18 protein-coding genes are annotated in these 18,987 nt (G+C 72.4%); 8 read left to right on the top strand and 10 right to left on the bottom strand.

Translation table 11 applies throughout. The features are described 5' to 3' along the window. The first annotated feature begins 8 nt into the window (after positions 1-8). Complete coding sequence (locus tag ABZ876_RS27135; RefSeq protein WP_361786439.1) at positions 9-659, top strand: NAD(P)H-dependent oxidoreductase; 651 nt, start codon at positions 9-11, stop codon at positions 657-659. A 30-nt stretch (positions 660-689) separates the two neighbouring features. Here the strand turns inward: ABZ876_RS27135 and ABZ876_RS27140 are convergent, their stop codons facing one another. Then, positions 690-1,058, bottom strand: a complete 369-nt coding sequence (locus ABZ876_RS27140; protein ID WP_361786442.1) for a hypothetical protein — start codon at positions 1,056-1,058, stop codon at positions 690-692. 737 nt (positions 1,059-1,795) lie between these two features. Beyond that, a complete protein-coding gene (locus ABZ876_RS27145) occupies positions 1,796-5,173 on the bottom strand; it encodes a pyruvate carboxylase (RefSeq protein ID WP_361786445.1) in 3,378 nt (1,125 codons plus the stop codon). Between the two features lie 561 nt (positions 5,174-5,734). On the opposite strand from ABZ876_RS27145, the gene ABZ876_RS27150 reads away from it, so the two are divergent. Then, a complete protein-coding gene (locus ABZ876_RS27150; RefSeq protein ID WP_361786448.1) occupies positions 5,735-6,475 on the top strand; it encodes a DUF4142 domain-containing protein in 741 nt (246 codons plus the stop codon). A 15-nt stretch (positions 6,476-6,490) separates the two neighbouring features. Here the strand turns inward: ABZ876_RS27150 and ABZ876_RS27155 are convergent, their stop codons facing one another. From ABZ876_RS27155 to ABZ876_RS27170, 4 genes are read right to left on the bottom strand one after another with little or no spacing between them, the layout of a single operon-like run. Further along, positions 6,491-7,957, bottom strand: coding sequence for a glycosyltransferase family 87 protein (locus ABZ876_RS27155; RefSeq protein ID WP_361786450.1), 1,467 nt, complete (start codon positions 7,955-7,957; stop codon positions 6,491-6,493). Then, positions 7,954-8,826, bottom strand: coding sequence for a class I SAM-dependent methyltransferase (locus ABZ876_RS27160; RefSeq protein ID WP_361786453.1), 873 nt, complete (start codon positions 8,824-8,826; stop codon positions 7,954-7,956). Before ABZ876_RS27160 ends, ABZ876_RS27155 begins: the two co-directional genes overlap by 4 nt. Beyond that, positions 8,823-9,515: a DUF2064 domain-containing protein gene (locus ABZ876_RS27165; RefSeq protein ID WP_361786456.1), complete on the bottom strand. Its 693-nt coding sequence runs from the start codon at positions 9,513-9,515 to the stop codon at positions 8,823-8,825. Before ABZ876_RS27165 ends, ABZ876_RS27160 begins: the two co-directional genes overlap by 4 nt. Then, complete coding sequence (locus ABZ876_RS27170; protein ID WP_361786459.1) at positions 9,512-10,240, bottom strand: glycosyltransferase family 2 protein; 729 nt, start codon at positions 10,238-10,240, stop codon at positions 9,512-9,514. The genes ABZ876_RS27165 and ABZ876_RS27170 overlap by 4 nt, the downstream gene beginning before the upstream one ends. 113 nt (positions 10,241-10,353) lie before the next feature. On the opposite strand from ABZ876_RS27170, the gene ABZ876_RS27175 reads away from it, so the two are divergent. Further along, positions 10,354-11,073, top strand: coding sequence for a response regulator transcription factor (locus ABZ876_RS27175; protein ID WP_361786461.1), 720 nt, complete (start codon positions 10,354-10,356; stop codon positions 11,071-11,073). Continuing rightward, a complete protein-coding gene (locus tag ABZ876_RS27180; RefSeq protein WP_361786464.1) occupies positions 11,063-12,175 on the top strand; it encodes a HAMP domain-containing sensor histidine kinase in 1,113 nt (370 codons plus the stop codon). The genes ABZ876_RS27175 and ABZ876_RS27180 overlap by 11 nt, the downstream gene beginning before the upstream one ends. Positions 12,176-12,260: 85 nt before the next feature. On the opposite strand, the gene ABZ876_RS27185 is transcribed toward ABZ876_RS27180, so the two are convergent. From ABZ876_RS27185 to ABZ876_RS27200, 4 genes are all read right to left on the bottom strand, one after another. Then, entirely contained in the window at positions 12,261-13,313 is a 1,053-nt protein-coding gene (locus ABZ876_RS27185; RefSeq protein WP_361786467.1) for an NAD-dependent epimerase/dehydratase family protein, read from the bottom strand. Between the two features lie 53 nt (positions 13,314-13,366). Continuing rightward, a complete protein-coding gene (locus ABZ876_RS27190) occupies positions 13,367-13,978 on the bottom strand; it encodes a hypothetical protein (protein WP_361786469.1) in 612 nt (203 codons plus the stop codon). Between the two features lie 95 nt (positions 13,979-14,073). Then, positions 14,074-14,484 carry a hypothetical protein gene (locus ABZ876_RS27195; protein ID WP_361786472.1) on the bottom strand — a complete coding sequence of 137 codons (411 nt, stop codon included), beginning with the start codon at positions 14,482-14,484 and terminating at the stop codon, positions 14,074-14,076. Further along, positions 14,481-15,617: a molybdopterin-dependent oxidoreductase gene (locus tag ABZ876_RS27200; protein WP_361786474.1), complete on the bottom strand. Its 1,137-nt coding sequence runs from the start codon at positions 15,615-15,617 to the stop codon at positions 14,481-14,483. Before ABZ876_RS27200 ends, ABZ876_RS27195 begins: the two co-directional genes overlap by 4 nt. 829 nt (positions 15,618-16,446) lie before the next feature. Here ABZ876_RS27200 and ABZ876_RS27205 point away from each other — a divergent pair. The 4 genes from ABZ876_RS27205 to ABZ876_RS27220 all read left to right on the top strand — a co-directional run bounded on the left by ABZ876_RS27205 (position 16,447) and on the right by ABZ876_RS27220 (position 18,948). Further along, positions 16,447-17,220, top strand: a complete 774-nt coding sequence (locus tag ABZ876_RS27205) for a CAP domain-containing protein (RefSeq protein WP_361786476.1) — start codon at positions 16,447-16,449, stop codon at positions 17,218-17,220. Positions 17,221-17,289: 69 nt separating this feature from the next. Then, on the top strand, positions 17,290-18,108 hold the full coding sequence (locus ABZ876_RS27210) for an SAM-dependent methyltransferase (RefSeq protein WP_361786479.1): 819 nt from the start codon (positions 17,290-17,292) through the stop codon (positions 18,106-18,108). 180 nt (positions 18,109-18,288) lie between these two features. After that, positions 18,289-18,495: a hypothetical protein gene (locus ABZ876_RS27215; protein WP_361786482.1), complete on the top strand. Its 207-nt coding sequence runs from the start codon at positions 18,289-18,291 to the stop codon at positions 18,493-18,495. A gap of 39 nt (positions 18,496-18,534) precedes the next feature. Further along, positions 18,535-18,948: a DUF6233 domain-containing protein gene (locus ABZ876_RS27220; RefSeq protein ID WP_361786485.1), complete on the top strand. Its 414-nt coding sequence runs from the start codon at positions 18,535-18,537 to the stop codon at positions 18,946-18,948. The last annotated feature ends 39 nt before the right edge of the window (positions 18,949-18,987 follow it).

An 18,987-nucleotide genomic window follows, 5' to 3' on the forward strand; every position in this document is an offset into this window, starting at 1 on the left:
AGATCCCGATGGCCACCCTTCTGCACATCGATTCGTCCGTGTTCCCGGCTTCCGCCTCCGCGTCCCGGGAGGTGTCGGACACCTTCCGCAAGGCCTGGGAAGAGCAGCACCCGGGAGGCGTGGTGATCTACCGTGACCTCTCCGCCCACCCCGTACCGCACCTCACCGCCGACGCCCACACGGCCGGGTTCGCCGACCCCGCCGCCCACACGCCGGAGCAGGCGGCCGCCTTCGCCGAGCGCGCGCAGCTGATCGAGGAGCTGGAGCGGGCGGACGCCGTGCTGATCGGCGCCCCGATGTACAACTACGCGATCCCATCGACCCTCAAGGCCTGGCTGGACAACGTGATCCTGTTCGGCCGCACCGCGGGCGAGAGCCCCTCCGCCAAGGGCACCCCGGTCACCGTGGTCGCCAGCCGCGGCGGCTCCTACGCACCGGGCACGCCGAGGGAGCCGTTCGAGTACGTGCAGAACTACCTGACGGCGGTGCTCGCCGAGACCCTCGCCCTCGAGCTCGACTTCATCGTCCCCGAGCTCACCATGGCCCCGCAGAACCCGGCCATGTCCGAGCTGGTGCCCCTGTTCGAAGCCTCCCGCGAGCGCGCCCTGCAGGCCGCGGCCACCAAGGCCAAGTCCCTCGCCGAGCGTCTCACCGCCTGAGCGGCCGGATCAGGCCGGCCACAGCCCGTCTCAGTCGTCCCTTCCTCGGTGAAGGGCCGCTGAGGCGGGCTGCTCTTCGTGCCGTGCTTCGTCTGCTGCCAGGTTGACGCACTCCGTGAGGCACCGGGTGCGGGAGAGGGCGAAGACGCCGTAGCAGAGGAGAGCGAGGCCGAGGAACGCCGGCAGGAGCCACAGGCCGTGACGCGGCCATTCCGAGTAGAGGACGATGCCGAGGCAGAAGCTGACGGACGCGTCGCCGAGTGTGAGGGCCGGCTGCGAGGCGATCAGCGGTCCTCCCCGCATGGCGCAGCCCAGCAGAACGAGGGACAGCGAACCGGCGGCCGCGAAGCGGTAGGTCTGCCAGGCCAGGAAGAACGCCGCCGCCCCCTCCTCGGACATGACGCTCATGGCGGACTTGACCAGCGCCGCGGTCAGCGCGTTGCCGATGGCGGCCAGGCAGGCCGCGCGCCAGTCCGTGCGGCCGGCCCGGCCCGGCCAGGACGAGCAGGGCCCCGGCCCCGCCCACGACGACGAGGGTCGGCACCCACCACAGTCCCGGGACCTGGGAGCGCCCGCCGGAAGGGGCGGCCGAGAGCAGACCCACGGCCAGGCCCGCGAAAATGCACATCACGCAGAGCCACGCCTTGCCCGACACCCGCACCCGGAAGACCGCGCCGCCGACCAGCAGAGCCAGCGGGGGCTTCCAGGATGGACAGCGGCTGGACCGCGGCCAGGGTCCCCGCGTTCAAGGCGCGCGCCTGGAAGAGCGCGGCGAAGACGACCCCCAGGATGCCCGCGGACCGGACCGGACCGGGCTGCGCAGCAGCTGCCGGACCAGCCCGAACCGCGCCGGAGAGTCGGGTATCTCCACCGCCGCACGCCGTTGCAGCACGGTTCCGACGCGTTGCTGCCCGCGGCCAACACTGCGAAGAGGACCGCAGGAATCATCCCGCTCGCACCGCTGCCGCGTTCCTGCGCCGCCCCTGCGGGGACAGCGCTCCGGTTCCGCTGCTCAGCCGGTCCGGTCGCGTTCCGCCATGACACCCCCCGGCAGTGGGCGCCGCCCGGGACGCCGGCAGCGAACCCTTCGAGTCCGCAAGCACGTGCGTTCACCGACGTCCCGGGAGAACACCCGGCTAGTCGATGACCATCAGCAGGTCGCCGCCCTCCACCTGCTGCACCGAGTCGACGGCCAGCCGGCCGACCCTTCCGGCGACGGGCGCGGTGATGGCGGCCTCCATCTTCATCGCCTCGATCGTCGCCACCGTCGCGCCCGCCTCCACCTGGGCGCCCTGCTGCACGGCCAGGGTGACGACCCCGGCGAACGGTGCGGCGACGTGCCGGGGGTCGGACTTGTCGGCCTTCTCCGCGGGCGGAAGGTCCGAGGCGACCGAGCGGTCACGGACCTGGAGGGGGCGCAGCTGGCCGTTGAGCGTGGCCATCACCGTGCGCATGCCGCGCTCGTCCGCCTCGCCGATCGCCTCCAGCTCGATGAGGAGGCGTACGCCGGGTTCGAGGTCGACGGCGTGTTCCTCGCCGGGGCGCAGCCCGTAGAAGAAGTCCTTGCTGGGCAGGACACCGGTGTCTCCGTAGGCCTCGCGGTGGGCCTGGAACTCCTTGGCCGGTCCGGGGAACAGCAGCCGGTTGAGGGTGGCCCTGCGGTCCTTCTCCAGGCCCTCGTGGTCCTCCTCGGTCAGTTCGGCGGTCGGCTTGGCCTCGGCGCGGCCCTTGAGTGCCTTGCCGCGGAAGGGCTCGGGCCAGCCACCCGGCGGGTCGCCCAGCTCGCCGCGGAGGAATCCGATCACCGAGGCCGGGATGTCGTAGGCGCCCGGCTCGGCGGCGAACTGCTCCGGGGTCACGCCCGCGCCGACGAGGTGCAGCGCGAGGTCGCCGACCACCTTGGACGACGGAGTGACCTTCACCAGGCGGCCGAGGATGCGGTCGGCGGCCGCGTACATCGCCTCGATCTCCTCGAACCGGTCGCCGAGGCCCAACTCGCGCGCCTGCACCCGCAGGTTGGACAACTGTCCGCCGGGGATCTCGTGGTCGTAGACGCGCCCGGTGGGCGAGGCCAGTCCCGCCTCGAAGGGGGCGTAGATGCGGCGCACGGCCTCCCAGTACGGTTCCAGGTCGCAGGCCGCCCGCAGGCTCAGCCCGGTCGGGCGCTCCGAGTGGTCGGTGGCGGCGACGATCGCGGACAGGGACGGCTGGGACGTGGTGCCCGCAAGGGAGGCCACCGCCCCGTCCACGGCGTCGACGCCCGCGCCGATCGCGGCCAGATAGGTGGCCAGTTGCCCGCCGGCGGTGTCATGGGTGTGCAGATGCACCGGGAGATCGAACTCCCGCCGCAGCGCCGTCACCAGCCGCGCGGCCGCGGGTGCCCGCAGCAGCCCCGCCATGTCCTTGATCGCCAGGACGTGCGCTCCGGCTTCGACGATCTCCTCGGCGAGCCGCAGATAGTAGTCCAGCGTGTAGAGCTTCTCCGCCGGGTCGGACAGGTCGGCGGTGTAGCACAGGGCGACCTCTGCGACGGCCGTCCCGGTCGCGCGTACGGCGTCGATCGCGGGCCGCATCTGCGTGACGTCGTTGAGCGCGTCGAAGATGCGGAAGATGTCGATGCCGGTGCGGGCGGCCTCGTCGACGAAGGCATCGGTGACCTCCGTCGGATACGGGGTGTAGCCGACGGTGTTGCGGCCGCGCAGCAGCATCTGGAGGCAGATGTTGGGCACGGCCTCGCGCAGCCGGGCCAGCCGCTCCCAGGGGTCCTCGGCCAGGAAGCGCAGGGCCACGTCGTATGTGGCGCCGCCCCAGCATTCCAAGGACAGCAGCCCGGGGAGGGTGTGTGCCACCACGGGGGCGGCGGCCAGCAGGTCCTTGGTGCGGACGCGGGTGGCCAGCAGGGACTGGTGGGCGTCGCGGAAGGTGGTGTCGGTGACGGCGACCTCGGCCGACTCTCGCAGCGCGCGGGCGAATCGCTCCGGGCCCAGTTCGGTCAGCCGCTGCTTCGAACCGGCCGGCGGCCGTGCGCCGGACGGGACGTCCGGCAGTTTCGTCGCGGGGTCGACCAGATGCGGGCGCGCGCCGTGGGGCTTGTTGACGGTGACATCGGCGAGGTAGGTCAGCAGGCGGGTGCCGCGGTCCGCGGAATGGCGGGCCGTCAGCAGATGCGGGCGCTCCTCGATGAAGGACGTGGTGACGTGTCCGGCCCGGAAGTCGGGGTCGTCGAGGACCGCCTGGAGGAACGGGATGTTGGTGGCCACGCCGCGGATGCGGAACTCGGCGACCGCACGGCGGGCGCGCCGCACGGCGGTGGCGAAGTCACGGCCCCGGCAGGTCAGTTTCACCAGCATCGAGTCGAAGTGGGCGCTGATCTCGGAGCCGACGAACGCGGTGCCGCCGTCGAGCCGGATGCCGGAGCCGCCGGGCGAGCGGTAGGTGCTGATCGTTCCCGTGTCGGGGCGGAACCCGTTGGCCGGGTTCTCACTCGTGATCCGGCACTGCAGGGCCGCGCCGCGGACGTAGACCGTGTCCTGGGACAGCCCGAGGTCGGCCAGCGACTCCCCCGAGGCGATGCGCAACTGTGCCTGCACCAGGTCCACATCGGTGACCTCCTCGGTCACCGTGTGCTCGACCTGGATGCGCGGGTTCATCTCGATGAAGACGTGCCGGCCGTCGCGGTCGACCAGGAACTCGACGGTGCCGGCGTTGCGGTAGCCGATGGTGCGGGCGAAGGCGACGGCGTCGGCACAGATGCGGTCCCGCAGCGCGGGGTCGAGGCCGGGAGCGGGGGCCAGCTCGACGACCTTCTGGTGCCGGCGCTGCACCGAGCAGTCGCGCTCGTAGAGGTGGATGACGCCGCCCTGGCCGTCGGCGAGGATCTGCACCTCGATGTGGCGCGGGTCCACGACGGCCTTCTCCAGGAACACGGTCGCGTCCCCGAACGCGGACTCGGCCTCGCGGGAGGCCGCCTCGATCGCCTCGCGGAGCTTCGGGGGCTCCTCCACCCGCCGCATGCCGCGTCCGCCACCGCCGGCGACCGCCTTCACGAACAGGGGGAATCCGACCTCCTCGGCGGCCGCCAGCAGTTCCTCGACGTCGGTGGAGGGACGCGAGGAGCCGAGCACCGGCACTCCGGCGGCGCGGGCCGCGGCGACGGCGCGGGCCTTGTTGCCCGTCAGCTCCAGGGTCTCGGCGCTCGGGCCGATGAACGTGATCCCGGCCTCCTCGCAGGCCCGGGCCAGATCCGGATTCTCCGAGAGGAACCCGTATCCGGGATACACGGCGTCCGCCCCCGCCCGGCGCGCCGCGCCCACGATCTCCTCGACCGACAGATAGGCGCGCACCGGGTGACCCTTCTGGCCGATCTCATAGGCCTCGTCGGCCTTGAGGCGGTGCAGCGAGCCGCGGTCCTCGTAGGGGAACACGGCGACCGTTCCTGCGCCCAGTTCATAGGCCGCGCGGAACGCTCGGACGGCGATCTCACCACGGTTCGCCACCAGTACCTTGCGGAACATCAACGGTCCCTTCTCATATGTGCGCCGGTTCGGGCGCGTGCAGAGCGTTGCCATGCCTACACCGGCGCCGGTCAGCGCCCGCACCCGGAGTACGACGGCCGGTCCATCATCGGGCCGTCATCGCCGGTCACCTATGAATTCTCGACCGGTGTGACGACATCCACTTGCCGAGAACTGCGTCTCACCTGGCGTAAGTCGGCAGCGTTGCCGGTCGGGAAACGACGGCACCCCGCACCACGACGTGGGGCCGAACGGTGGCAGGATTCCGCGCATGGCCCGTGCCTCGGAAGTGACCTGCCGTCCCCGCACCGCCGGGCGCGGCTGGGTCGGGTCGCTGGTCCTGTGCGTGCTGCCGCTCGCGTGACCGCGAGCGGGTCCGCCTCGCGGCCGCTCCCGCCGACCCGACCCGCGTCCTCCGCGAACTGGGGGTGAGACCGACCCCGGACGCCTGATGTGACGCATGACACACAGCAGAGTGCCAAGTGATGCTCAGCGCGGTGATCGATTCGCGTCGCGCTCCCGTACTCCTTGGCGGACAAGTCGTTCGCGTCTGGAGGCAGTATGCCCATTTCCCGGAACTTGGCAGGAAGCGTCTTCGTGGCCGGTGCGCTGGGCCTGACCCTCACCGCCCTCGTCTACCCGGCCATGCTCGGCGTCCAGACCACGTCCAGCTCCCCGGACCGTGTCATCGCCAACACCCGCTACGGTCCCCTCACCGAGACGGATCGCGACTTCGTCGTCAAGGTGCGTTCCGCCGGGCTGTGGGAGTACCCGCTGGGCGAGATCGCGCTCAAGAAGGGCTCCACGCCCGAGATGCGGGAGGCCGGCAAGCACTTGATCGTCGGCCATGCCGGGCTCGACGCGATGTGCCGCAAGATCGCCCCGGAACTGGGCGTCACCCTGCCCAACCAGGCCACCCCGCAACAGCAGCAGTTCGTGGCGACCTCGGATGCCCAGTCCGGCAAGGAGTTCGACTCGACGGCGTCCAACATCATGCGTGTGACCCACGGCCAGATCTTCCCGGCCATCGCGAAGGTCCGCGCCACCACCAAGAACACCCTTGTGCGTCAGCTCGCCGATCTGGCCAACGACACCGTCCTCGACCACATCACCGTGCTGGAGAAGACGGGCACGGTCAATTTCGACCAGGTCCTCTTCCAGCAGAGCACTCCGCCCAAGCTCCCCAAGGACCAGCTCACCCCGCCCCCGCCCCAGCCCGGCGCACCGATGGTCGTCCTCACCCCGCGCCCCGACCTCAATGTGCACACCGCCTCCCCCACGCCCAGCCCGGCGGTCGGCTGACGGCGGCCGTACGCGTCAGATGCGCGGCCGGAACCGGCCGCGGCATCGCTCCAGGAGCTGCCGCGCCGGGGCAGCACGCAGACAGGCCCCGACCGCGACGCACACGGCGGCGGTGCCGTACGCCCACGCCTGGAGCTGGAAGCCGGGCAGCAGTCGGCCGCCGAGGTAGAGGGCGGTGCCGGCGGCGGTGACGGTCAGCCACTCCCAGCGGCCGTCGAGGGCGACCAGCCCGACGACGAGCAGCGAGTACCAGGGGTAGCTGGGCGAGACCAGCAGCAAGGCGGTTCCGGTCAGCGACAGGGCACCGCGCCAGGGGCGGGCCGGGTCGCCGCGCCACCATACGTACAGCGCGGTCAGCGTGAGCAGCACGATCACGGCCGCTCCCGCGGCGGAGTCCGGCAGCAGCAGCCGCAGCAGGGCGAACCGGTGTACATGCCCCGGTTGATAGCCCTCCTCCTGGAGGTAGCCGGGCAGGTAACCGAGGACGCCGGTGCCGGAGGCGATGACGTAGGGCAGATAGGCGAGCACGACCGCGGCGAGCAGGGCCGAGGCCACGCGCAGTGTCCGCGCCGGGCTGCGCTGACCGGACAGGGCGCCGGGCAGCATCAGAACGGGCAGCAGTTTCACCGCGGTCGCGGCGCCGAGGAGGGCGCCGCGACGGACCCCCGCGCCGACGGTGCCGAGGGCGAGCACGGTGAACAGGACGCCGAGGGTGTCGATATGGGCGTTGTTGACCGCTTCGAAGGGGACGGCCGGACACCACCCCCACAGGGCGGCGCGGGCCGGCGCCCGGGCCGGGTCGCCGCGTCGGCGCGCCACGGTGAGCACGGCGAGGGTCGTGCCGAACGCCAGGACGGCGCCGCCGACTTGGAGGGGCTTGTGGCGGCTGTCCGGTGGTGAGAGGACATGGACGGCGAAGAACCACGCCTCGGCGACGGGCGGGTAGATGGTGGGCACGGTGGGGCGGTTGATGCGGGCGCACAGCCCGCTGTCCGTACGGGTCAGTCCCCACTCGTGGCAGGACCCTTGGGTGGGGAACAGCCAGTCGTCGCGCAGCCTGGCGAGTTGGGGTGCCGCGGGCGGGTGGGCGTACGGGGAGATCCCGGCGGCCTGGACTCGGCCGTCCCAGGCGTAGCGGTACATGTCGTTGCTGGTGCGGGGTGGTGCGGCGAGTGCGGCCAGGGCCACGGCGGCCGCACCGGCCAGGACCAGCCCGGTCGCGGCCCGGGCCGGGGCCTTGCGTACGGCCCGGACCGCGGCGGCGAACAGCGTCCAGGCGACGGCGTAGCCGGCCAGCAGGCGGCCGGTGTCGCTCGCGCTGTCGCCTGCGCGCACGGTGTCCGCGACGACAGCCGTGAGTGCGGCGAGGAGGGCCGTAGTGAGGACGGTGGCGATGCGGGCCGTTGTGCGGTTCGGGGGTGCGGCGGGCCCGCCGGGCGGCGGCTGGGGGGATCGACCGTGTCGGACGGTGGTCTCGCTCATGGGAGTTCGGGCCTTCCGGTGGCCGCCGGGTGCTCGCCGTCATGCCCAGGTCGTGGGCGGTGCAGTTCCACGAAGGGGCGGCCGCCGGCCGTCCACCGGCCGGTCAGGACCCATCCCGCGGCGTCGGCGGCGTGCAGCAGGGCGGTGGTGCCGAGGCGGGCCCATGGAAAGGGCCGGCCGTGGCGGCCGTGGGCGTCCTCGACGCGGACGGTGAGGCGTTCGTCCACGTCGTGCGGGGCGGCCTCCGCCAGCAGACGCCCGCCGGGCGCGACCACGGCGCGGAGGCGGACGAGAAGGGCGGCCGGGTCACCACCGATGCCGACGTTGCCGTCCATCAACAGGACGGTGCCCCAGCGGCCTTCCCCCGGCAGGCGGTCGAAGACGGACCGGCGCACGGCAGCGCCCCCGCGCTGCCGGGTCCCGGCCACGGCGGCCGGACTGACGTCCACGCCCAGCGCCCGCACGCCTCGGGCGGCCAGGGCCGCCACCAGCCGTCCCGGTCCGCAGCCGATGTCGAGAACGGGACCGGTGCAGCGGCGCAGAACCCCGGTGTCGGCGGGATCGGGGGCGACGCACCAGCGCTCGATGTCCAGCGGCAGCAGTTCCCCGTCCCCTCCGGCGCCGTCCGGGCGCGCCGGTGGTGACAGCCGGCGCAGATAGAGCGGCCCACGGCCGGTGCGCAGGGCATGGGCGTAGGGGTCGTCCGTCCACGGCTCGCCCGGCTCTCCCGGCCCGGGCCGATCGGCGGGACGGAGCTGCGTGGGCAGCCGGGCGGGCCGTGCGGCCACGGTGTGGGGGTTCCGTCGCGCCACGGTCTGCATGGTCCCCTCGGCGAGGGCGGCGTCCGCACCGCGTCCCGTGCCGGTCACCGACCGGCTCCCGCGAGCGAGTTCAGGGCGGCGGCGAAGCGGGAGCCGGGCGGGCAGCAGGCGGCGACCTCGGCGGCGTCGGCGGCGGTGTCCACATCGCGCAGCACGGGCAGGTCGCCCACGCTCAGCCCCGCCTCGACGAGTCGGCGGCGCTGGATCGCCCCGGTACGGTCGGTGGACATCGGCACACCGCGCACGAGGGTCGCGGCGCGCGACGGGTCGGCGAGACCCAGCGCCCAGAATCCGCCGTCCGCGGCCGGCCCCAACCAGGCGTCGTGGCCGTCCCGGCCGACCGTCGCGACCAGGTCCGCGGTCAGCTGGGGGGTGTCCATGCCGACCAACAGGGCGGGTCCACGGTCGCAGTGGGCGAAGGCGGTGGCGATCCGCTCGTCCAGGCCGCCGGACCCCTGGGACACGAGGTCGAAGCCGGGCGGCAGCCAGGGGCCGGGAACCCTGTCGGGCACATCGGAAATGCCGTTATCACCGGGAACGTCGAGAACGAGGACGCGGCGCCGGGCGGGGATCCGGAGCACCGTGTGCAGGGTGTCGGCGAGGGCGGCCTCCGCCAGGGCGGCCGCCTCCCGGGGCGTGTAGGGCGGGGTGAGCCGGGTCTTGACCCGCCCGGGGACGGGGTCCTTGGCGATGACCAGGAGCGTGACCGGCGCCGAGGCAGGGAGCCGGGCGCTCATCGTCCGGCCCCCCGGGCGGTGGCCGTGGACGCCGGGCCGGCGGCGGCCCGTTCGTCGAGTACGGCGCGCATGTCCCGTATCGCCTGCCAGGTACCGCGCCAGGTGCCGGTGACCTTCGAGCGGCCGGTGCGCGGGCGGTAGGGCACATCCGTCTCCGCCACCCGCCAGCCCGCGTCGGCGGCGCGGACCACCATTTGCAGGGGGTAGCCGGAGCGCCGGTCGGTCAGGTCGAGGGCGAGCAGGGGCTCGCGGCGGGCGGCGCGCATCGGGCCCAGGTCGTGCAGGCGCAGTCCGGTACGCCGGCGGATCAGGCGGGCCAGCTCCAGGTTGGCCAGGCGGGCATGCGGTGGCCAGGCGCGGCGGGTGACGGGTCTGCGGCGGCCCAGCGCGAGGTCGGCCGAGCCGTCGAGGACGGGCCCGGCGACAGCGGGCAGCAGCTGAGGGTCGAGGGATGCGTCGCAGTCGCAGAAGCAGACGACGTCGGCCGTGGCGGCCGTCAGGCCCGCGTGACAGGCGGCGCCGAAGCCACGCCGCGGCTCGTGGACCACATACGCCCCGAGGTCGCGGGCGATGTCCGCCGAGCCGTCGATGGAGCCGTTGTCGACGACGATCGCACGCCAGCGCGCGGGGATGCGGTCCAGCACCCATGGCAGGGCCTCGGCCTCGTCGAGGCAGGGAAGCACCACGTCGACAGGAGCGGACGAAGAGGGGGATGTCTCGATCACCCCACTCACCCTACGGAGACACAAAGGACAAAAGGGATTTGGCGACCTTACGGATCGCTGACGTCCACCGCCGTGCCCGTCGGCCGCCGGACGCCGGTGCGAGACTCGGTCGTGTGAAACGCGTACTCGTCGTGGACGACGACCCCACGGTCTCCGAGGTCGTCGCCGGCTACCTGGACCGGGCGGGCTTCGCCGTCGACCTGGCCGCCGACGGTCCCGCCGCCGTGGCCCGCGCCGCCGCCGAGCCCCCCGACCTGGTGGTGCTGGACCTGATGCTGCCCGGCCTGGACGGGCTGGAGGTGTGCCGCCGCATCCGGGAGAACGGCCCGCTCCCCGTGATCATGCTGACGGCGCGTGGCGACGAGGAGGACCGCATCCTCGGCCTGGAGGTCGGGGCGGACGACTACGTCACCAAGCCCTTCAGCCCCCGTGAACTCGTGCTCAGGGTGGAGTCGGTGCTGCGCCGCGCCGGAGCGCTGGCCGGGGACCGGGCGGCGCCGGCCGAACCCTGGCTGCGTGCCGGCCCCCTCGCCCTGAACCCCCACGCTCGCCGCGCCATCCGCGACGGCTCCGGACTCGCCCTGACCATCCGGGAGTTCGACCTGCTCGAGTTCTTTCTGCGCAACCCCGGACAGGCGACGAGCCGTGAGGAGCTGATGCGACGGGTGTGGGGGTGGGAGTTCGGTGATCTGTCGACCGTCACCGTCCATGTGCGCCGCCTGCGCGAGAAGATCGAGCGTGACCCGGCGCACCCCCGCCTGATCAGCACCGTGTGGGGCAGGGGCTACCGCTTCGACCCTCCCCCGGCGGACGGAGCCGACGATGGTGCGTGACACCCTTCTCATCGCGCTGTACGCGGCCATGGGCGCGGCCGGCGCCGGGCTGCTGGGCACGGGCGCCCTGCGACTGCTGCGCAACCGCTCGCTCGCGCTGTCCCTGGCCGTGGTCGCCGCCGTGACGGTGGCGGCGATGCTCGCCGGAACCATGCTGGTGTCCTGGGCCATGCTCCTGTCCGACCACGACCTGTGGGTCGTGACGATGGTCTGCTCCATCGCGGCGGTCGTCTCGCTCGGGGTGGCACTGGCGCTCGGCCGCAACGTCGTCCGCGGCAGCAGAGCCCTGGCCGAGGCGACCCGCGCCCTCGGCGACGACGGTCACTTCACACCGCCCGCCGCCGCACTCACCGCCGAACTCGCCGAGCTCAGCGGCGAACTCGCCGCCACCAGCGCCAAGCTCGCCGCCTCCCGGGAGCGGGAGAGGGCCCTGGAGGACTCCCGCCGCGAACTGGTCGCCTGGATCTCCCACGACCTGCGCACCCCGCTCGCCGGGCTCCAGGCCATGGCCGAGGCCCTGGAGGACGGCATGGTCGACGACCCGGGCGTCTACCACGCCCGCATCCGCGCGGAGGTCGAGCGCATGAGCGGCATGGTGGGCGACCTGTTCGAACTCTCCCGCATACAGGCCGGCGTACTGGCCCTGAACATCACCCGGATGTCGGTCTACGACCTCGTCGGCGACGCGCTCGCGGGCGCCGACGCCCTGGCCAGGGAGCACGGCGTACGGCTTGTCGGCGACGGAGTCGAGCCCGTCCCGGTCGAGGTCGACGGCCGCGAAATGTCGCGCGTCCTTGCCAACCTGCTCGTCAACGCGATCCGCCGGACGCCCACCGACGGCACGGTCGCGGTCGCCGCCCGCCGTGAGGTGGACAGCGTCGTCGTGTCGGTGACCGACGGCTGCGGCGGCATTCCGCCGGAGGACCTGCCCCGTGTCTTCGACACGGGCTGGCGTGGCACCGATGCACGGACCCCGCCGGCCGGAGCGGGTCTGGGGCTGGCGATCGTGCGTGGGATCGTGGAGGCACACAAGGGGCGCGCGGCGGTGTCGAATGTGTCCGGCGGCTGCCGTTTCGAGGTCCGCCTGCCCGCGGCCGTCTGAGGACACCGCAGCAAAGGACCGGGTCCTGCCCGGCAGGACCCGGTCCTTCGTCCTCGGCGGGGCCGGTATCCGGCCGCGGGGATGCTCAGCCCTCCCGCAGCGGGGCCGTCGCGAACTCGGCCATTCCCTCCGTGAAGGCGACTTGCGGCTTCCAGCCCAGGTCGTCGCGGAGCCTGCCCGAGGAAGCGGTGATGTGGCGGACGTCGCCGAGCCGGTACTCCCCGGTGACGGCCGGGGCCCGTCCGCCGTGCGCCTCGGCCAGGGCGGCGGCCATCTCCCCCACCGTGTGCGGTTCGCCGCTGCCGACGTTGTACGCCCTCGCGGTTCCCTCCGGCAGATCGAGCAGCCCCTCCAGAGCGGCGAGATTGGCACCGGTGACGTCGCGTACATGGACGAAGTCCCGCCGCTGGCCCCCGTCCTCGAAGACGCGCGGCGCCTCACCGCGCTCCAGCGCGGACCGGAACAGCGAGGCGACGCCCGCGTAAGGGGTGTCACGCGGCATCCCGGGCCCGTACACGTTGTGGTAGCGCAACGCGGCCACCCGCCCGCCCGCCGCGCGCGCCCACGCGGCGGCGAGGTTCTCCTGCGCGAGCTTGGTGGCGGCGTAGACGTTGCGCGGATCAAGCGGGGCGTCCTCGGCCACCAGTCCGGGGGCGAGCGGCTCACCGCACTTCGGGCAGGGCGGTTCGAAGCATCCTGCCTCCAGACCGGCCACGGTGCGCGGCCCCGGCCGTACGACACCGTGCGACGGGCACTCGTAGCGCCCCTCTCCGTAGACCACCATCGAACTCGCCAGCACCAGACGCCGCACCCCGGCCTCGGCCATCCCGGCCAGCAGCACCGCGGTGCCCAGATCGTTGCAGCCCACGTAGGCGGGGGCGTCGGCGAAGTCCTTGCCGAGCCCGACCATCGCCGCCTGATGGCAGACGGCGTCCACTCCCCGAAGGGCCTCGGCCACGGCCGCCGTGTCGCGGACGTCCGCATGCCTGAAGTCCACCCCGTCGGGGACCGGCGGAGACGTACGGTGCGCGGCGGGCAACAGCGCGTCGAGCACGCGCACCTCGTGCCCCGCGTCGGTGAGGGCGGTGACGACATGCGAGCCGATGAAGCCCGCACCTCCGGTGACCAGGATCAACATGCCACCGACCGTACGGCCCCAGATCCGCCTGGCGACCATTCGACGCCGGGATGTCAGGGGTTCGTAAGCCTTCCCGCCGCAGGCCGAGCGTTGTCGGGCCTGGAGGCCGCCACCGTCAGTAGGCCGAAGCCCACGGCGAAGCCGAGCATGGTGAACACGCCCCGCGGCCAGAAGATGTGGCTGTCGACGAACGACCGGCACGCCGTCAGCACCACCGCGGCACCGGGCAGCACCCGCACACCGTGCCACCGCACAAGTACGGCACAGGAGGCGACGGCGGCGACCGTCAAGGCGTACACCCCTGCCCGGCCCAGCTCGTCGCCGGTCGCGAACAGCCGCCCCACCGCACTGTGCGTATCGCCGCCCGCCACCGTCCCGGCGGAGACGCCGGCCACCGCGTCCAGCCCTGTGTAATAGGCGGCGTAGCAGAAGCAACCGACCCAGGCGAGTACGGTCAGGGCACCGTCGACGTCGCGGCCCGGCCTGCCCCACAGCGGCACCAGCAGACCGAGTGTCAGGAGGGGGAAGGCGGGCAGCAGGACGATGTGCAGACCGGCCCAGTGACTGGCCGTCGCCGCCGTCAGATGACGCGGATGCATCAGACCCGCCACGGCCAGCAGCAGCGGCGGCGCGGTCACCAGTACCGTCGTCCGAAGGGTTCGCATCGCGCCACCGTACGAGCCCGCCAAGCCCGCCACCGCCCCTCCGTCAGCTGTGTAAGACACCCGTAAGACGGCCCGGGGCCGGAGTACGGACGGACCTAGGAAGGTGGTCGCCGACGGCTGCGGCGAATTCCCCGCGCTGCCGGCAGGAGGGCCGTGACCACCGCCACCGCCACCAGCGTGAGCAGCCAGTTGCGCGAGTAGTCCAGCGGCAGAACCGAGGAGTTGGCCGGTTTTCCCGGACGCAGCAGCACTGGCAGGGCGACCGCCGTCAGGGCGCCCGCCACCAGCAGTGCCCCGCGGACCGGCCCACGCAGGCCGCCGCGGACCAGCACCCACCCGATGAGCAGTACCAGGGGTGCGATCAGGGCGTCGTGCAGCACCAGGGCACCGCCCAGCCAGACCAGCACGCCCGTCAGGTCTGCCACGTCCAGCAGCAGGGACGCGCCCACCCCCATGAGCGCCAGGCCGGCCGCGCCCGTCAGCACGCGCATCACGTTCACCTTCATGACAGCACCTCCAGCCGTCCCACCCACTTGGTCTGGAGCACGCCGGGGCGGTTCGGGGTGATCAGGCGTGCCGGATAGCCGTGGTCGGGGGCCAGTTCCCGGCCGTTCAGGCGCAGGGCGAGCAGGGTCAGCGGGTCGCGGGCGTGCTCGTGCCCCATCTCGGAGACCCGGTATCCGCCCCGCGTCTCCAGGGACACCACTCGGACGCGGGCGTGCGGCGGGGCCCCCGCGAGCGCCAGGAGATCCATGACCCGCACGCCCGTCCAGTGTGCCGACTTGCTCCACCCCTCCACGCAGGCGATCGGCAACTCCGCCTCGTGCTGCGGCAGACCACGCAGTTCGTCCAGCGTCAGCGTGAAGGGCCGGGGCCCGGCGACCGTCAGGCGGTAGCGCTCGGCGGAAATCCGTCCGACTCCCGCGGCGGCGGCGGTGCGGTTGACCGGCAGGCCCTGCGAGCCGTGGTCCGGGTGGCGGGGTGCGAGCAGGGTGAGGTCCTTCACGGGGGTGAGGGACTGGCCCACCGTCGTCACCGTGACCGCGCCGGCCGCGGCCACCACCGCGGCCAGCAGCGAGCGGCGGTCAGGCCCGTCCTCCGCCGGCAGGACCAGGGTGCCCGGCGACCGCCGGCTCCAATGGGCCCCGATCCCCGGGGCCTTGACCGCGATGTGCAGCACGAGCGATCCGGCCACCAGCCAGGCCACGGCGTAGTGCACCGGCACGAAGGAGAACGGCCACGGATACCACTGCGTGGTGTTCAGCAGACCCGTGAACACTTCGAAGACGGCCGCCGCCACCAGCACGGCCACCGAGAGCCGCTCCAGGGCGTGCCTGACCGACCGCATCGGCGGCCAGGCGAACAACCGTGGGTACACCGTCCACAACTTGGCCAGCAGCAGCGGAATCGCCGCGATGCCCGAGGCGACGTGCAGCCCCTGCGTCAGCCGGTATCCCCACACCGGGCGGCTCGGCAGGTCGTCGGCCGCCCATGCCGGCGGGTGCTGCATCACATGACTGATCAGACCGGTGACGAAGCACACCGCGAAGGCGACCCCGAGCAGCCGCCCGATCGAGGTCGCCGTGCGGGCGTCGTGCAGCCCGCCCTTGAACACCGGTGGGAAGAAGCGCGATCTCATGCCTCCCATCACAGTCGCCGCAAGGCCGCCGCGGAACGCCCGAACCCCTTACGGAAGCCGGACATCTACGAGCAGGAAGGCGTCCTACGGCCCTGCTTCGAGGGTCGCAGGAGTGGATGCCGCCCTGGCACCGGGCGGCAGCCCCACCACAGACGGCGCCCCCCGGGCCGAGGCGTCTGCCGGCCACAACGACGGCCCGAGCACCCTGCCCCCGGGCACCGAGGAATGATCCAGGCGGTGTCGGCCAGGGCATGGTGCGGCCGGTGCCGCCCTTGTAGCCGCAGAAGGTGACGATCCGGCCGCCGTCGGGACGGGGGACCACTCATCACCGTCTCCTTCGCCTGTTCCCGGAACGGCGCACAGAGCGTTCGAGTCGTGACATGAAGTCACCAGACGGTCCGCCATCGTGTGCTCGGCAACGCCGGACAAGTGCCGCAATGAGGGGCAAGTGAACGCACGCCGGCCCCAGCATTGTGAAATGCGCCACAACAACCCTGGCAACTATGCGTCGGGCTTAGTAGATACCGCCCCGGCGACATATAGGACTTGTCCGCATTGACCTTGGCCCATATCGCGCCTCGCGCTGCGGTCGCCCCCTCGCCGACACTTTCGCCTCCTTTGCGGATTCCGGAAGTTCCTGACGGAGCGGCAGGTTGTTTGCACCGGCCACAGAGGCCGGGCCAGCACGTTCCCGCGCCCATGGCAAGGGCCGACCGGGTCTACGAGGTGAGGTAGTAGTAAGTCCCTTTGCACCTGCGTACAGCTGTTCCCAAGAATGACGACCGCCAGCCGCACAAGGGGCGTCCGCGACTACCGGGTGAGGTCACGCATGGGCGAGCATCGCAAGCAGAAGCGTTACCGGCGAATAGTCATCGCCGCCGTCGCTGTGGGCGCCGTGGGCGTGCCCCCCGTGGCCATGGCATGTGCCCACTGGCGGGACGACAGCGGAGAACACCGGTCCGGTGCCGAGCGGCATGCGGCCGATGCCGCGTGGAACAACGCCGGCCATGACGGCTCCGGGAATCGCGAGGAGGCCACCCCGTGGTGGACCTCGAAGACTCCGGCCGCCCCTTCGAGCACTCCCGCGAAGCCCACGCCGAAGAAGACGGCCGCTCCGAGGAAAACGACCGCGCCCAAGCCCAAGGCCACCGCTCCCAGCCCCGTCAGGGCCACCGCCTCCGCGGCGCCATCCTCTCCGAGCACCCCGAAAGTCACCGCCACGGCGTCCGGCACCGTCGCCCGCATCGTGCAACTCGTCAACGCGGAGCGCAGCAGAGCCGGTTGCTCCCCCGTGACCCTCAACGCGACCCTGACCAAGGTCGCCCAGGCGCACAGCGAGGACATGGCCTCCCACCGGAACATGTCGCACACCGGGTCCGACGGCTCCTCGCCGGGCGACCGAATCACGCGTGCCGGCTACAGCTGGAGCACCTACGGCGAGAACGTCGCCTACGGCTACTCCACTCCCGAGCAGGTCATGGCGGGCTGGATGTCCAGCCCCGGGCACAAGGCCAACATCCTGGACTGTGCGTTCAAGCAGATCGGCGTCGGACTCGCACAGCCCAACAGCTACTGGACCCAGGACTTCGCAACTGCCCGGTAGCCGATGTGGCAAGCTGTCCTCGGCCGTGGGCCGGCAAGGCGGCAGTGGCGGCCTCGAGGGGAGTTCAGCGTGCGGCAGGACGGCTTCCGTGCCGAGGACATCGACACCAGCAGGCCGCATCCCGCGCGCATCTACGACTACCTGCTCGGCGGCAAGGACAACTACGCGGTGGACCAACAGGCCGGCGACGAACTCGCCGCCGCCGCTCCCGAGGTGCGGATGGGCCTGAGGGCCAACCGTGCCTTCCTCCGCCGCGCCGTCCGTCATGTCGTCGGCGGCGGGGTCCGCCAGATCCTCGACATCGGCACCGGGCTGCCCACCTCACCGAACGTGCACGAGATCGCCCACGAGGTGGCGCCGGACGTGCGGGTCGCGTACGTCGACAACGATCCGATCGTCAAGGCACATGCGGACGCGCTGCTCGGCCGCTCCGGCACGACCAGCGTCGTCCTCGCCGACCTGCGCGACCCGCGGGCCATCCTGGACCATCCCGACGTCCGTGAAGTCATCGACTTCGACGAGCCGGTCGCCCTGCTCCTGGTCGCCATCCTCCACTTCCTCACCGATGCGGAGCGGCCCGAGCAGATCGTCGCCACCCTGCGCGACGCGCTTCCGGCCGGCAGCTTCCTGGTGCTTTCGCACGCCACGGGCGACTTCGCCGACCGCAGCGACGCCAAGGCCGTCTACAACAGGGCCACCGCCACCCTGAACCTGCGGTCGCGCGCCGAGGTCGAGCGGTTCTTCACCGGCTTCGAACCGGACGAACCCGGCTTGGTCCAGGTCCCGTTCTGGCGCCCGGACACCCCTCCGCCGGCGGGCTCCGAGGAGATCGGCTTCTACGGGGGCGTGGCGCGCAAGAGGGCGAACCGGCCCTGCCAGACAGGCTGAAGCCGTCAGCCGTCCACGCCGCAGCGTCTGATCGAGACCGCCGCCTGTTCTCCCTGCCGCCCGGCGCGGCAGCCGTGCGTCGCCGGCCGCTGTCCCGGTGCCCTCCGCGGCGCCGGATCCGAATGTGCTGTCCCACGGCGCCACTGGCCCAGAAAATCGAACACATGATTGAATTTGGTCATGCGACCGATTCCCGACGACCTCGCCCAGGCACTTGAGGAGTGGCAAGCCACCTACCGCCGGCTCGCCGCGCGTCCGGGCACCGCCCTGCGGCGGCGCCTCCTCCGGCTGTCGACAGACGTGTTGTTCCACCCGCACTGGGGAAGCGGCCGGGAAGCGGCGGCCCGGTCGGTCCTGTATGCAGCCGGGCGGGGAGGAAAGAGCTGACGATGAGCGGGCTCATCCCCTGGAGGGATGGTGCGCGCCATGCCCTTGCTGCCGCCTGACCCGTCCCGGCTCCGGGCGATCCTTGGCCACCTCGATCGACAGATCGCCGAGAACGAGACCGTCGGCATCTATCTGCGGCTCCAACGCGACGCCGTACGAGAGGCCCTCGCCCGCACCGAACGCGGGCCTCGGCAACGCAGGCCGCGTGTGAAGGACGCGACAACGCTGCCCGGCTCCGTCCTTCCACCGGCGAGGGCGGGATACGTCGTACAGCAGAAACGCACACCGAACGGGCCCGAGCCCGCCTTGATTCACCTGACCGACTGCACGATGACCGAGGGCACGGTTCACCCGGTGAGAGCCGACGAGGCGCGGGCCGCGCTCACCGACCCGAACGTCACGGCGTGCCAGTTCTGCCGCCCGGACAACGAGTTGGGCATCGACCTGGCGTGAGCGTGCGGCCCGCGATGCGGCGGAGTGTGCTCATGGCGG

Origin of the sequence: Streptomyces sp. NPDC046931, from assembly GCF_040644655.1 — a bacterium.
Taxonomy (GTDB): domain Bacteria; phylum Actinomycetota; class Actinomycetes; order Streptomycetales; family Streptomycetaceae; genus Streptomyces.

Excerpts from the sequence above, each read along its gene's own strand:
- ABZ876_RS27135 (WP_361786439.1), top strand. The coding sequence starts at position 9 with ATGGCCACCCTTCTGCACATCGATTCGTCCGTGTTCCCGGCTTCCGCC.
- ABZ876_RS27140 (WP_361786442.1), bottom strand. The coding sequence starts at position 1,058 with ATGTCCGAGGAGGGGGCGGCGGCGTTCTTCCTGGCCTGGCAGACCTAC.
- ABZ876_RS27145 (WP_361786445.1), bottom strand. The coding sequence starts at position 5,173 with ATGTTCCGCAAGGTACTGGTGGCGAACCGTGGTGAGATCGCCGTCCGA.
- ABZ876_RS27150 (WP_361786448.1), top strand. The coding sequence starts at position 5,735 with ATGCCCATTTCCCGGAACTTGGCAGGAAGCGTCTTCGTGGCCGGTGCG.
- ABZ876_RS27155 (WP_361786450.1), bottom strand. The coding sequence starts at position 7,957 with ATGAGCGAGACCACCGTCCGACACGGTCGATCCCCCCAGCCGCCGCCC.
- ABZ876_RS27165 (WP_361786456.1), bottom strand. The coding sequence starts at position 9,515 with ATGAGCGCCCGGCTCCCTGCCTCGGCGCCGGTCACGCTCCTGGTCATC.
- ABZ876_RS27180 (WP_361786464.1), top strand. The coding sequence starts at position 11,063 with ATGGTGCGTGACACCCTTCTCATCGCGCTGTACGCGGCCATGGGCGCG.
- ABZ876_RS27185 (WP_361786467.1), bottom strand. The coding sequence starts at position 13,313 with ATGTTGATCCTGGTCACCGGAGGTGCGGGCTTCATCGGCTCGCATGTC.
- ABZ876_RS27190 (WP_361786469.1), bottom strand. The coding sequence starts at position 13,978 with ATGCGAACCCTTCGGACGACGGTACTGGTGACCGCGCCGCCGCTGCTG.
- ABZ876_RS27195 (WP_361786472.1), bottom strand. The coding sequence starts at position 14,484 with ATGAAGGTGAACGTGATGCGCGTGCTGACGGGCGCGGCCGGCCTGGCG.
- ABZ876_RS27200 (WP_361786474.1), bottom strand. The coding sequence starts at position 15,617 with ATGAGATCGCGCTTCTTCCCACCGGTGTTCAAGGGCGGGCTGCACGAC.
- ABZ876_RS27205 (WP_361786476.1), top strand. The coding sequence starts at position 16,447 with ATGGGCGAGCATCGCAAGCAGAAGCGTTACCGGCGAATAGTCATCGCC.
- ABZ876_RS27215 (WP_361786482.1), top strand. The coding sequence starts at position 18,289 with ATGCGACCGATTCCCGACGACCTCGCCCAGGCACTTGAGGAGTGGCAA.
- ABZ876_RS27220 (WP_361786485.1), top strand. The coding sequence starts at position 18,535 with ATGCCCTTGCTGCCGCCTGACCCGTCCCGGCTCCGGGCGATCCTTGGC.